Source organism: Haploplasma axanthum (assembly GCF_900660745.1).
Lineage (GTDB): Bacteria > Bacillota_I > Bacilli_A > Acholeplasmatales > Acholeplasmataceae > Haploplasma > Haploplasma axanthum.
Genome location: NZ_LR215048.1, coordinates 551,942 through 567,189, shown reverse-complemented (window position 1 = coordinate 567,189; position 15,248 = coordinate 551,942). Strand labels below are relative to the sequence as shown.

The following is a 15,248-nucleotide window of genomic DNA, read 5'->3' as shown; positions in this document are numbered from 1 at the left end:
TTATCTTTCTTTTTTAAAAGCGTATATTGCCCCAACCAATTTATTAACAACTTTTGTAGGTAAAAATCTCTTCAAAAAAATAAAAACTTTATATTTAAAACCAATTGTTTTTTGAATTGGCATTCGCTTTTTATTAATTGTCTTATAAATAACTTTACTTACATATTGAACATCCATACCGTTTTGTTCATCTTTAGCCATCAAACCAATTGATTTACTGACTCTTTTTTCATACGCTTCTAATTCATTTTCATTTGTTTTTCTTGATTTCGTAAAATTCGTTTTTACATCTCCAGGCAATATAGTACAAACACTAATACCATATGGAGATACTTCGTTATTTAATGCTTCACTAAATGCTTTTATAGCAGCTTTAGAACTACTATAAAACGTTTGAAAAGGAATTGAAAACTCACTTGCTACTGAACCAATATTAACTATCTTACCTGAATTATTCTTTCGCATATACGGAAGAATTTCTTTACTAGTAATAAAAGTTCCTTTTAAATTAACATTAAAAATACTCTCAAAATCTTCAAGAGAGGTTGCTTCAACACTCCCAGAAATTCCCATACCGGCATTATTAATTAAATAATCTATTCTGCCTTCTTTTTCATAAATACTTGCAAAAATCTTTTTAATATCATCAGCTTTAGTGACATCTCCAGATATGTTTATTACATTTTCATTTTCGCTAATTGTTCTAGATATTCCATATACCTTTATGCCCTTTTTACTTAGGAGGTTACAAAGTGCATAACCAATTCCGGAAGATGATCCTGTAACTATTGCAACTTTCATTTTAGAATTTCCTCTTCTGATGGTAATTCATTAAGAACTTTAACAATCGTATCCATTGCTTTATCCAATAACTCTTTTGGATGTGTAGCCATATAACTAGTTCTAATTAAACATTCACCATGTGCTGTTGCAGGTGGAACAACGGGATTAACATAAACACCGTTTTTAAACAACGTGTTGCATGCAACCATTGTTCTAATTGGCGTATATGTGAAAATCGGAATAATTGGAGTTATTGACTCTCTAATTTTTAATCCACGAGATTTTAATCCTTCTCTAACATAATTTGAAACTTTTCTTAAATTTTCAACTCTTTCAGGTTCTCTCATTAGAACTTTTAATGCCGCATGAGCAGCTGCAGTATTCGATGGCGGTATTGCCGCATTAAATATATATGGTCTTGAATGATGTCTAATATATTCAATAACATCTTTTTCACCAGCAATAAATCCACCACTACTTGCTAATGACTTAGAAAATGTCCCCATAACAATATCAACTTCATTCATTAAGTCAAAATGCTCTGCAGTACCTCTTCCGGTTTTTCCCATAACTCCTAGTCCATGGGCATCATCAACCATTAATCTTGCTCCATATTTTTTAGCTAATTTAACAAGTTCAGGTAATTTACATAGATCTCCACCCATGCTAAATACACCATCAGTTACAATTAATTTCCCTTTTTTAGGATCAGCAGCTGCTAATTTTTTCTCTAAATCATCCATATCATTATGATTATATCTAATCATTTCAGCATAACTAAGTTTTATTCCATCATAAATACTTGCATGATTTTCTTTATCGCTAAATATTAAATCATTTCTTCCAGCAATTGCTGAAATAAATCCTAAGTTTGATTGATATCCTGTTGAAAAAATTGTCGCATCTTCTTTACCTAAAAATTTTGCTAAATCCTTTTCTAATTCTAAGTGTAAGTCAAGTGTTCCATTTAAAAATCTTGATCCTGAAACACCTGTTCCATATTTTTCCGTAGCTTCCATTGACGCTTTAATTACTTCAGGATGAGTAGTAAGACCTAAATAATTATTAGATCCTATCATGATAACTTCATGTCCTTCCATTTCTACTAAAACATCTTGCTTACTACTTAACTCATGAAAATACGGATAAAAACCACCTTGCTTCGCTTTTTTAGCGGTATCATAGGTGTACGCTTTTGTAAATAAATCCATTTTTTGCTTCCTCTTTCTCTCTTTTAAATTATTAATAAAAATGCTTCATTTTTTTATTAACTGTTTAACCTCCCAGTTACTATATATTTTATCATATTAACTTATTTTTTAAAATAACAATTAAAAAAAGTAACAGATTCTAAACCTGTTACTTCAGTATTATTATTCAACCTTTTTTATTAACGTAACTATTTCATTTTTACTTATTCTTTTGAAAGGTATATATATACAAGACAATATTATTGTTAAAATAAAAAATAACATGATAAAACCTTGTTTAGAAGTTATATATAATAAATTGTATGATGTTTGAAGCTTTCCTGCTATAAAACCATTTAAATATTCAACACCTATAGTACTTAACATAAATGAAATGATAGTTATAAACGACATGATGAGAATTGCTTCGTATAGAAAAACCTTAAACACAATATTTCGACTAACACCTAAAGACCTTAAAATACCAATTTCATTTTCTCTTTCTTTTATATTATTAATTTGATTAAAAAAATAAATTAATACACCTATAAAAATTAATACAAGTGACAAAATTGTTCCCACGATTATAAAAATATTAAAATCATTTTTTATTTTCTCAAATTCAACAAATTCGTTATTCATAATAGCATATCTATATTCATTTTCCTTATCATCTTTATATATATGATTCTTTATTTTAATAAGTTCCATGTTATTCAACTCTTTTGAAAGATTTACATAAAAATACGCTTGGTCATTAAATAATTCCTTAAAAACAATAGGAAAATTGCTATCTTTGCTATGATAAACTATATCATTAGAATATGAAGCGCCGACTACATTTGCTTCATAAATTGAATCTCCATTTGATGTTTTCATTTCAATTTTTCCAATATTTGGAAATACAACTTCATCACAATACATACGAAAAGCTTCATTTTCAAAATAACTCGATGTTTTAAATGGATGAAACTCATTTTCATAGTAGTTATAATTCTCTATATAATTAGCATACCATTCATAATCAGTGTTCCCATATATATCATTTATCTTTTCTTCAACCTCATCAAAATGTTCGAAAGCAAAATCCATTATTAACTTCTTCTTTCGAATTTTTATTACATCATAAATATCCTCAAAAAGACTTATAGATTTCAAAGCCTTAGAACTAAGAATAATCTCCTTATCTTTAAAATTATCGAAATCATGTCCATCTTTCCAATGAATAGTATCCATATCTGAAGACAATAAACTGATTTTATCAATTCCAAAAATTTTCTCATCATTAACCCGAATTTCTATTTTAGATTCATATAAAGTATTTTTATTTTGGGCTATAACATCATTATAGTATCCATCGTTAACATAAAACACATCATGAAATCCTTCTAAATAAAGGCTTTTAAAAGCATAGAGAGAATTGGTATTGTCCATATCATACGCTTTATCTACTAACGAATATACTTTCTCATCTATTTTGGTATCAAGGATACCTACAATTTTAAACTCATGATATGTATCTTTAAAGCCTAGTTTAAGGCTAATATCTTTAAAATCATCCAAACTATTTATTCTAACACTTTTCAATTCGCCATTCTCATAAGTATTATATCCAAATTTTTTGTACATTTCAAAGTAAAATTTACTAATCATTATTTCATTGTTTTTCTTTGGTTTTTGACCTTCAATATTAAAATTATACTTAGAAATCAAATCATCATTATACTCAATTATCCCGTTATTTCCAACCGAAAAATATACTTTATCCTCTTTTAACATTATAGTACTTTGATAATAATTATACATTACTTGAATGCTTCCAGTCTTAATTTTACTACTAAAAATCTCAAAATCTTCATTACTCATATATCTAAATTTAGCTTCAATTTCACTATTAGTCTCTATTTGTTTACTATATTTTAAATAATTAACTTCATTTTTATTTATTTCAGTCAATAAAACTCTATCTGTATTGTCTGTTGAAAGTGTATCACTAATAATAATTCCTGTTAGTGATAATATAAAGATAAGTAAAATCATTATTAATCTCTTTGGTTTTCTAAATAGAAATGATAATGCTAATTTCAATATTTCTTTATTCTTTAATTTAGCAGTTTCTTCTTCTTTTTTTACTATACTTTGATTTTTATCATTTATAACTCTATCTTCAACTATTCTTCCATCTTTAAAACTTATTATTCTATCTGCATATTTATTAGCTGATTCTAAATCATGGGATGCTATTATTACAAGTGATGTCTCACTTAGTTTCTTTAGACATTTAAAAATAATCGCTGCTGTCTCTGAATCAACTGCTCCTGTTGGTTCATCTGCTAAAATTATTCTAGGCTTTTTTACAATTGTTCTTGCTATTGCGACTCTTTGTCTTTGTCCACCTGATAGTTCATTTGTTTTTCTATTCTTCATCTCTTCTAGTTCAACATTTCTTAATGCTTCATCTATTAGATTTTCATTTTCTATACCTTGAATTAGAAGTGGCATATTTATATTTTCTTTTACACTAAAGTTTTCTAGCAAGTTATATTCTTGAAAGATTATTCCTATTTCATTTGCACGGTAATCATCTAATTCTCTACTACTCATTTCTTTTAATTCTTTATTATCTACTTTTATACTTCCACTATCATACTTATCAAGTGCACCAATCAAGTTCAAAAGAGTGGTTTTACCACTCCCTGATCTTCCTGTTATAAATATCATTCCTGAGTTTAATTCTAATGATACATTCTTTATTGCTTCTACTACTACATTCTTAGTCTTATAGTTTTTAACTAAACTCTCTATTTTAATCATTCTATTTACCCCTTATTAAGTTTATTAATTGCTTCTTACTGATTTTCTTAAGCGGCAAGTAACTTCCAAGTATAATCACTAGAATTGAAAAGCCTACTAAAAATACTATTTGTCTAATTGAAATGTAGAATACTTCAACGCTTAAACCAAGCGTGCTTGTGGTAAATGAATTCATAATTCTTAAAATCATAAGTGAAACAATCAATGTCATAATTATGTTTAACAAAGCAATATACAGTGCCTCAATTAAAAATATCTTTCTTACTTCAGCTTTTTTAATACCAATGGCTGTTAAAATACCTATTTCTTTCTTACGGCCATCTACTAATCCATTAAAATAATAAATGAATAATAAAGTAATTAGAGCGATTAATACAACTGATACTATTTGCGTGATTTCAATTATTAAGTTAAAATAGTTTTTCAACAATTCCACATCTGTGAATAATCCTTTTTCAATACTATATTCAACACTAACAATATTATTTTTCTCATATTTATCTTTAATAGTTGGATATTTTACTTCATTAACAAAAAGTTTTAATTTATTACTTTCACTAGTGGAAAATGGAACGATTATTCTTACATATGCTGCCTCGTTTGTATAATCGCCAAAAAATCTCTTTGTATATCCATTCATGAAATATAGTGAGTTGTGAATACCAGAGTTCATTTCACTTTCATATGAATTTATCAAGAATTGACTTTTAAGTCCATTGTCAACAAAATTTTTATCTCTAATTTTTGAATATCTTTTTTCATTAAATAATGTATCTAATATCCCAACAATTTTAAATCCATCATTTCTTCCAGTTAAGTACAAATCTTTATCTATTAAATCATCAAATGTACTAATCTTAACAGATTTATTTCCTTCTTTATACCCATAATATTGAAATTTATTATATATGTATTCTGTTACTACAACCTCATTATCATTTTCAGGAAGTCTTCCAGCACTAAGTTTAAAATTATACATACTCATAAAATCATTATCAATTTCAATATGCCCTTTTTCCTTGATTCTATAATAATTATTACTGGATGCAAGTGCGCCATAATTATAATCAACTTCATCATAAAAACTATAAACATAGTCTATTTTTCCATCATATTTGATCTTTTGTAATAAATAATTAACATCTTCGTCATCCATATATGATTCAATGTTACTATCGGATGTATAAAATGACTGACTGTATACTAGGTATCTCGTATCATTTTTCTTCATTTCATTTAATAAAACTTTATCAGTATTACTACTTCCAAATGTGTCACTAATAATAATTCCTGTTAGTGATAATATAAAGATAAGTAAAATCATTATTAATCTCTTTGGTTTTCTAAATAGAAATGATAATGCTAATTTCAATATTTCTTTATTCTTTAATTTAGCAGTTTCTTCTTCTTTTTTTACTATACTTTGATTTTTATCATTTATAACTCTATCTTCAACTATTCTTCCATCTTTAAAACTTATTATTCTATCTGCATATTTATTAGCTGATTCTAAATCATGGGATGCTATTATTACAAGTGATGTCTCACTTAGCTTCTTTAGACAATTAAAAATAATCTCTGCTGTTTCTGAATCAACCGCTCCAGTTGGTTCATCTGCTAAAATTATTCTAGGCTTTTTAACTATTGTTCTTGCTATTGCGACTCTTTGTCTTTGTCCACCTGATAGTTCATTTGTTTTTCTATTCTTCATCTCTTCTAGTTCAACATTTCTTAATGCTTCATCTATTGGATTTTCATTTTCTATACCTTGAATTAGAAGTGGCATATTTATATTTTCTTTTACACTAAAGTTTTCTAGCAAGTTATATTCTTGAAAGATTATTCCTATTTCATTTGCACGGTAATCATCTAATTCTCTACTACTCATTTCTTTTAATTCTTTATTATCTACTTTTATACTTCCACTATCATACTTATCAAGTGCACCAATCAAGTTCAAAAGAGTGGTTTTACCACTCCCTGATCTTCCTGTTATAAATATCATTCCTGAATTTATTTCTAATGATACATTTTTTAATGCTTCTACTGTTACACTCTTTGTTTTATAGTTTTTAACCACATTTTCTATCTTTATCATATTATCCCTTATCTTATAAAAAAACGAAATTTTAATTATATATCTATTTTAGCACTTCACGTTTTTATAATCAATCTAGCATTACAAAAAAAAGATGAAACCAATTAAGATCTCATCTTTCAAATTTATTAATCTAGATAGTCATAATCATCGTCATCAAAGTTAGTCTTTGGTGGCGCATCATATTCAAAGAATTTATCTGATAAAATACCAGTACCAGCAGGGATTAATCCACCGATAATAACATTTTCTTTTAGACCATGTAACTCATCAACACTACTTCTAATAGCTGCTTCTGTAAGAATCTTTGTAGTTTCTTGGAATGATGCTGCTGATAAGAATGAATCACTTCTTAGTGATGCTCTTGTAATACCAAGTAAGATTGGTCTACCAACAGGTATTCTAGTTCCATTTGTGATTGCTTCTTTAACGGCATCTTTAAATACTGCTACTGAAACTTCAGTTCCTGGAAGTAAATGTGAATCTCCTTCATAAACAACATAAATTCTTCTAAACATTTGACGTACAATAATTTCCACATGCTTATCACTAATTTCCACGTCTTGTGCACGGTATACTTTTTGAACTTCTTCTAAAATATAGTTTTGTGCAGCTTCTGCTGATACAACACGTAGTAATTCTTTTGGATTGATTGATCCTGCACATAATTTTTGTCCAGCAACAACTGGAGCATTCTTACGAACAAGGATTTCAACATTTGGATCAATTACATATTTGTATTCTTTAGCTTCTCTTATTTCTTCTTTAATTGATATTTCAAGCGTGTCATTATTTAGGTTAGATATTTTAATTATCTTACCATTAACATCACTCTTAACTTCATTTGATGCTAAAGCTTGTCCTTTTATAACTGTATTTCCTTCTTTAACGTATAAGTCATCAGAAGCACCTACATAATATTGGTATATTCCAGCATCTTTTACATTTTCTGTAATATAGATTTCTGTTGTCCCATTATTTTGACGATTTACTTCTTTAACTTTACCATTAACTTCACTTATTCTTGCTTCACCTTTAGGTTTTCTTGCTTCAAATAATTCTTGAATACGAGGTAACCCTTGAGTAATATCTGATGCAGATGCCACACCACCAGTATGGAATGTACGCATCGTTAATTGTGTACCTGGTTCACCAATTGATTGAGCAGCAACTACCCCAACTGAATCCCCAACTTCAACTACTGTATTAGTAGCCAAGTTTCTACCATATGATTTAGCAGAAATACCATTTTCAGAAACACAAGTGAAGACATTTCTAATTTCAACTTCAGTAATTCCATCAGCAACGATTTCATCAGCAATTTCTTCAGTAACTAATTCATTTCTTAAAATGATTGGTTTCTTTTTCTTATTGCTTATAACATCTCTACTTACGTATCTACCAATAATTCTATCTCTAAGTGGAACAATAACTTTTCCGTTTTCCATGATTGGTCTAACAATCATACCACGTTCTGATCCACAATCATCTTCAACAATAATTACTTCTTGACTGACGTCAACAAGTCTTCTTGTTAAGTAACCTGATTCGGCAGTTTTTAAGGCTGTATCGGTTGATCCTTTACGAGCACCGTGGGTAGAAATAAAGAATTCAGAAACTGTTAATCCTTCTCTAAATGATGCTTGTACTGGAACTTCGATTGTTTCCCCTTTCGGGTTTCTCATCAGACCGCGCATACCAGATAATTGTACGAAACTACTGATACTACCACGAGCACCAGAGCTCATCATCATATAAATATGGTTTTCAGAATCTAACTCGCCAGAAAGTCCTTTTTTAATTTCATCACTGGCTGCTTCCCATTCTTTAATAACTAATTTTCTTCTTTCATCATCTGTTAATAATCCCATTTCAAAGAATTCACTAATTTCGTCAATTTTTGTTCTTACACGTTTAATTAGTTCATCTTTTTTAGAGTATACGTTAATATCAGCAAATGAAATTGTAAATCCAGCAACTGTTGAATATTTAAATCCTAAATCCTTAACTTTATCCAAGATTTTAGATGTTTCACTAATATTTAATAGTTTAAATACTCTTGAAATAATTTGTGATAAGAATTTTTTGTTAAATGGTTGTGGAAGTGGGATGTTTGCTAAATATTCTAATGGATTATGTCCTTTTGGAATAAAGTAAATATCTGGTGTTCCATTTTCCAAGTTTTTAGTTGTTGGTTCATTTAAGTAATAGAAGATTTCTGGTAATACATCATTAAATATTAATTTACCTAATGTTGTCACTAAATACATTTCTCTTTGTTCAGGAGTAAAGTTGTGTTTCAACACTTTAGGGCTAATAATAATTCTTGTATGTAAGCCAATTTCTTTCTTTTCAAATGCTAATTTAGCTTCATTAACATCAAAGAAGAATTTACCTTCATTACGATTAATATATTTATAATGTTCTGGATGTTCAGTTGAATCAGCTTTAGCTAATTCATTTTCAATTGTTAAATAATAATTACCTAAAACCATATCTTGAGATGGAGTAACAACTGGTTTACCATCTTTAGGGTTTAAGATGTTATTAGATGCAAGCATTAATAATCTTGCTTCTGCTTGTGCTTCATTTGATAGTGGAACATGGACAGCCATTTGGTCCCCGTCAAAGTCAGCGTTAAATGCTGGTGTAACAAGTGGGTGAAGACGAATTGCTTTACCATCAATCAATTTAGGTTCAAATACTTGAATACCTAAACGGTGTAATGTAGGGGCACGGTTTAATAAAACTGGGTGCTCAACAACTACTTTTTCAAGTGCTTGCCATACTTCATCATCCATTGTTTCATATTTTGAGTTAGCATTTTTCTTATCTAAACCTTGATTTTTTTGTAATTCTCTTAAAATGAATGGTTTAAATAATGTAATAGCCATTTCACGTGGAATACCACATTGATACATTTCTAAGTCCGGTCCAACGATAATTACTGAACGTCCTGAGTAGTCAACACGTTTACCAAGCAAGTTTTGACGTAGACGACCTTGTTTACATCTTAACATATCTGATAATGATTTTAAGTTTCTACCACGTTCAACAACAGCTTTTTTACCACGTTTAGAATTATCAATTAAAGCATCAACAGCTTCTTGTAACATACGTTTTTCGTTTTTAAGAATTAAACGAGGAGCATGTTGTTCTTTTTGTTTTTTCAAACGATTATTTCTATTTAGAATACGACGATATAAATCATTCAAGTCAGTTGTTGCAAATCTACCACCATCTAATGCAACCATTGGTCTTAAATCAGGTGGAATAACTGGAATAACTTCAAGTACCATCCATTCAGGTTTATTATCTGAATTATTAAATGCTTCAACTACTTCTAAACGCTTGATTGCTCTTTCACGTTTTTGAGCTGAATTTGATTTAATCTTTCTTCTTAAAATTTTAACTTCTTTTTCTAAATCTAATTCCATTAACAATGTTTTTATAGCTTCAGCACCAGTTTGTGCTGTAAATTGTCTTGGATATTGTTCTAGCAATTGACTATATTCTTGTTCAGATAAAATACGTTTTTTTGTTAGCATTGTTGAACCTGGATCAGTAACAATGTATGAAGCGTGGTATACCACTTCTTCTAATTGTTTAGATTTAATTCCAAGTAATATCGCTAATCTTGATGGTGAACTCTTAATGTACCAAGTATGTACAACCGGTGCTTCTAAGTTAATATGTCCCATTCTTTCACGACGTACTTTTGATTCAGTAATTTCAATACCACATTTTGGACAAATTTGTCCTTTATTACCACTTTGTTTTTTACCACAAGCACATTGATAATCTTTAGTTGGTCCAAAAATTCTTTCACAGAATAATCCACCAACTTCTGGTTTAGAAGTACGATAGTTAATAGTTTCATGGTTCATAACTTCTCCGTATGACCATTGTCTAATTTCATTTGGTGATGCTAATCTAATTTTGAAGTGAGTATATGATCTTGAACCATAACCTTTACGAAGTGGTTCAACTTCAATATTGATTCTTTGTTTTAAATCGATATCTAAAGCACTGATTTCTTTATTATCATCTTCAATATGATATGCAACTTCACCTTCAACAAATTCAACTAATCTATCAAATCCGTATGTTTCTAAAAGTTCATTAATTTCTTGTAATAGAACACTATCTTCTTTAAATAAATCGTATAATGTTCTTTTATCGTAGTTTAACAATATTTCTAAATCATCAATTCTTGAATTTTTTAAAATCTCTAATGTTTCACTACTTAGATTTAAATTTTCAAGATTACTTGGTAAATAATATTCTCTTAATACTTTAGTAACTTCTGTAAATGTTTCACCTAATAACATTTTTAATTCTTTCAAAGTGAAAGTATTAAAATCATCAAGGCGATCAATTCCTGAAAGTTTTAATTTATCTAATACGGGAGTTGACAATTTTAAATTTTCAACTTTTGTATTTAAAACATCCTTAGCCATTAGCGATTGCCTCCCCTTTTGCTATTTTGAAATATCGATTTTAGAGCCTCATTTTCACCAGTTTTATTATCAATTAATTCAACATATAATCCTAATGATTGAAGTTCTCTAGTAAATACTCTAAATGATTCTGGAATACTTGGTCTTGGAACATCCTTACCATGAGTAATTGCACTATATACTTTATTACGTCCAAGCATATCATCTGATTTAACAGTTAATATTTCTTGTAATGTATGTGCAGCACCATAAGCATAAAGTGCCCAAACTTCCATTTCCCCAAATCTTTGTCCACCGTTTTGAGCTTTACCACCCATTGGTTGTTGTGTAACAAGTGTATAAGGTCCAACAGCACGCGCATGTAATTTATCATCAACCATGTGTGATAGTTTAATCATGTACATAACACCTACTGAAATTCTGTTATCAAATGGTTCACCAGTTCTACCATCATATAAAACTGTTTTACCATCTTCATCAATTCCAGCTTCTTTCATGATTGCTTTCAAGTCATCATCAGAAACTCCGTCAAATACTGGAGTAGCAATTTTAAGACCTAATTTTCTAGCAGCCATACCTAAATGGATTTCTAAAACTTGTCCAATATTCATACGTGATGGAACCCCTAGTGGGTTAAGCATGATATCTACTGGTGTACCATCTGCCATATATGGCATATCTTCTCTTGGTAATATTTTTGAGATAACCCCTTTATTACCATGACGACCAGCCATTTTATCCCCTTCACGTATTTTACGTTTTTTAGCAACAAACACTTTAATAACTTTGTTTACTCCACTTGGTAAAACGTCTCCGTTTTCTTTTGAATAGCATTGTACTTTTTCAACAACACCACCACCACCATGTGGAACACGTAATGATGTATCACGATATTCACGTGATTTATCACCTAAAATACTTTGAATTAATCTTTCCGATGGTGTAGGATCATTAACACCTTTTGGTGTAATCTTACCAACTAAGATATCTCCTTCTTTTACTTCACTACCAACAATGATAATTCCATCTTCATCTAAACTCTTTAATGCATCAGCACCAGCATTTGGAACTTCTCTTGTAATTTCTTCTTGATAGTTACTTCCAGCAGCTTTAATATCTCTTGTTTCGATTTCGTATTGATCAATATGGATTGAAGTATAAACATCGTTTTTAACTAACTCTTCAGACATAATAATCGCATCTTCATAGTTATATCCATCCCAAGTCATAAATGCAACAGTAACATTTCTTCCTAATGCTAACTCACCTTTAGCAGTTGATGGACCATCAGCAATAATATCGCCTTTTTCAATTGTTTCGCCAGTTTCAACTAACGGTTTTTGTAAAATACATGTATCTTGATTTGAACGATTAAACTTAATTAATTCATAAGTATCACTTTCGTCCATTCCATAGTTTCTTAATAAATTAGCAGATTCTACATTAAATCCAACTTTTGGATCATATAAAATAGTCCCACCAACTTTAACAATTTCATCTGGTTGTTTAGTAATAACTACTTTATTAGCATCAACATAACTAACAATACCCGGATTTTGAGCTACAACAACACTACCTGAATCTTTTGCAGCACGATATTCAATACCTGTACCAACTATTGGTGAATCAGGATTAATTAAAGGTACTGCTTGACGTTGCATGTTCGCACCCATAAGTGCACGGGTAGCATCGTCGTGTTCAAGGAAAGGAATTGTTGCAGTCGCAACTGATACAATTTGTTTTGGAGAAACGTCCATAAATGTAATCTCATCACGAGTATACATATTTGTTTCACCTCTACTACGACCAATTACTCTATCTTCAACGATATATCCGTTTTCATCAAGTAATGTTGCAGCAGAAGCAATAATTTCTTCTTGTTCTTCATCAGCAGTTAAATAAACATATTCTTTTTCTACTTTAGGAATTACTAAACCATTTTCATCTAATGTATCACGATTTAATTTTAAATATGGTGTTTGAATAAATCCGTATTCATCAACTTTACCATATGTAGCAAGTGAACTAATCAAACCAATTGATGGTCCTTCTGGAGTTTCAATTGGACATATACGACCATAGTGGGTATTATGAACGTCACGGACTTCAACACCAGCACGGTCTCTTGCTAGACCACCAGTACCTAAAGCTGAAACACGACGTTTTTGAGTTAATTCAGAAAGTGGATTTACTTGGTCCATGAATTGTGATAATTGTGAACTACCAAAGAATGTTTTAATTGCTCCTGAAAGTGGAGACATATTAACAATTCCAGTTGGTGTTGCATCAGCAAATGACACAGTTGACATCTTATCTTTAATATTCTTTTCTGTTCTTGCTAAACCAATTCTAAATTGATTTTTTAATAGTTCACCGATTAATCTTAGACGTCTATTTCCTAAATGGTCAATATCATCTTCCATATCTTCGTGCTCACTAATTTTTTCATATAAACTTAAATAATAACTCATTGAAGCAACGATATCAGATAATGTAATATAAATCTTATCTTCACGTTGATCATTTCCTAAGATATCAATTTTTTTGCTTTTTTCAGAAACTTCGTTTTCGTCACCTAGAACATAAACAGATACTTTTTCAACAATAACTCCAGTACGTTCATTTTCTTTTTCATAAACACTCTTTCCTTCTAAGAAATATTTAATAACTTGTTCATCAAGATTTTGTCTATTTCTTTGTAGAGTGATAATTGTTTCATCAGTAATTTCTTCACCTTTAGCAACTACAATTTCACCACTTCTAAGGTTAACGATATTATCTTTAGCAAATAACTTATCGCCACCTTCTGGGCTTCTTTCAGCAAAAATTTCATCAGGTGATTCATTTTGTAGAGAATCTGCAGCAGAAATAACTTCTGTTCTTAAAGCATGACGGTTTTCTTTTAATATTTCAATAACATTTCTCGTAGCTTGAGTGTCTTTTGCAACAAGAACTTCACCAGTTAATGGATCAATTATATCTTCTGCAATATAAGCATCTCTAATACGATTTAATACGTCTAATTTTTTGTTTAATTTATAGCGACCAACAGGTGCAAGATCATATCTTCTAGGTTCAAAAAGACGCAATCTTAAAAATTCACGTGCTGCATTAGCTGGAACTTTATCATCTTGTCTTAATTTTGAGTATAGTTCAACAATTGCTTCATCGCTATTCTTTGTTTCATCAATTTCTAATGTATCTTTAATGGCTTTACCTTGTCCGAAAACATCAAAAATTTCTTTATTTTTTGATAATCCAATCGCTCTCATAAAAGTTGTCATCGGAATTTTTCTTGAACGGTCAACTTTTACATATAAGTAACGATCATTTTCTTTCTTAGATTTTTTAGATGGCTTTATAGCCGTTTCATATTCAATCCAAGCACCACGAGTCGGAATAACTTGTGCAGCATACTTATCTTCGTTATATTTTGTATCATGTTCTTTGCTAAAATAAGCACCAGATGAACGGATTATTTGGGAAACAACAACACGTTCTGCACCATTAATAACAAACGTTCCGTTTGGCGTCATAAAAGGAATTTCAGTCATTAAAACTTTACTTTCTCTAACTTGTCCTTCTCTAACACTTTCTAATTTGACATTTGCAAACAATTGTCTTGTATAACTCATGTCACGGTTTTTAGACTCTTCAATACTATATTTAGGATCTTCTAAAAAATGGTCCTCAAAATATAATTTTAGCTCACCATTGTGACCGACAATTGGTGAAATGTCTTTTAGTAATTCTGAAATCTCAAAATTAATGAAATCTTCAAATGACTTTGTTTGAATTTCAATCAAATTTGGCAATTCAATATCATAACGCATTTTAGAGTAATTACGTCTAACTGCCTTTTTACCATACTTGATTTCTTTAAATCCTTTATTATTTCCCATT

Annotated in this window: 6 protein-coding genes; all 6 read right to left on the bottom strand. The window is 29.7% G+C overall.

Annotation, left to right across the window (positions count from 1 at the left end):
- Positions 1–801: an SDR family NAD(P)-dependent oxidoreductase gene (locus tag EXC62_RS02725; RefSeq protein ID WP_035375762.1), complete on the bottom strand. Its 801-nt coding sequence runs from the start codon at positions 799–801 to the stop codon at positions 1–3.
- Entirely contained in the window at positions 798–1,994 is a 1,197-nt protein-coding gene (locus tag EXC62_RS02720) for an aminotransferase class I/II-fold pyridoxal phosphate-dependent enzyme (RefSeq protein ID WP_162140229.1), read from the bottom strand. The genes EXC62_RS02725 and EXC62_RS02720 overlap by 4 nt, the downstream gene beginning before the upstream one ends.
- 162 nt (positions 1,995–2,156) lie before the next feature.
- Positions 2,157–4,787, bottom strand: a complete 2,631-nt coding sequence (locus EXC62_RS02715; RefSeq protein ID WP_129747458.1) for an ABC transporter ATP-binding protein/permease — start codon at positions 4,785–4,787, stop codon at positions 2,157–2,159.
- A 1-nt stretch (position 4,788) separates the two neighbouring features.
- On the bottom strand, positions 4,789–6,885 hold the full coding sequence (locus EXC62_RS02710) for an ABC transporter ATP-binding protein/permease (RefSeq protein WP_129747456.1): 2,097 nt from the start codon (positions 6,883–6,885) through the stop codon (positions 4,789–4,791).
- A 128-nt stretch (positions 6,886–7,013) separates the two neighbouring features.
- On the bottom strand, positions 7,014–11,345 hold the full coding sequence (gene rpoC, locus EXC62_RS02705; protein WP_052589911.1) for a DNA-directed RNA polymerase subunit beta': 4,332 nt from the start codon (positions 11,343–11,345) through the stop codon (positions 7,014–7,016).
- Complete coding sequence (gene rpoB, locus EXC62_RS02700) at positions 11,345–15,247, bottom strand: DNA-directed RNA polymerase subunit beta (protein WP_026390566.1); 3,903 nt, start codon at positions 15,245–15,247, stop codon at positions 11,345–11,347. Before rpoB ends, rpoC begins: the two co-directional genes overlap by 1 nt.
- Between the last annotated feature and the right edge of the window lies 1 nt (position 15,248).

Bases quoted from the DNA above. Each gene is read 5' to 3' on its own strand.
- EXC62_RS02725 (WP_035375762.1), bottom strand. From the start codon at position 801: ATGAAAGTTGCAATAGTTACAGGATCATCTTCCGGAATTGGTTATGCA.
- EXC62_RS02720 (WP_162140229.1), bottom strand. From the start codon at position 1,994: ATGGATTTATTTACAAAAGCGTACACCTATGATACCGCTAAAAAAGCG.
- EXC62_RS02715 (WP_129747458.1), bottom strand. From the start codon at position 4,787: ATGATTAAAATAGAGAGTTTAGTTAAAAACTATAAGACTAAGAATGTA.
- EXC62_RS02710 (WP_129747456.1), bottom strand. From the start codon at position 6,885: ATGATAAAGATAGAAAATGTGGTTAAAAACTATAAAACAAAGAGTGTA.
- rpoC (WP_052589911.1), bottom strand. From the start codon at position 11,345: ATGGCTAAGGATGTTTTAAATACAAAAGTTGAAAATTTAAAATTGTCA.
- rpoB (WP_026390566.1), bottom strand. From the start codon at position 15,247: ATGGGAAATAATAAAGGATTTAAAGAAATCAAGTATGGTAAAAAGGCA.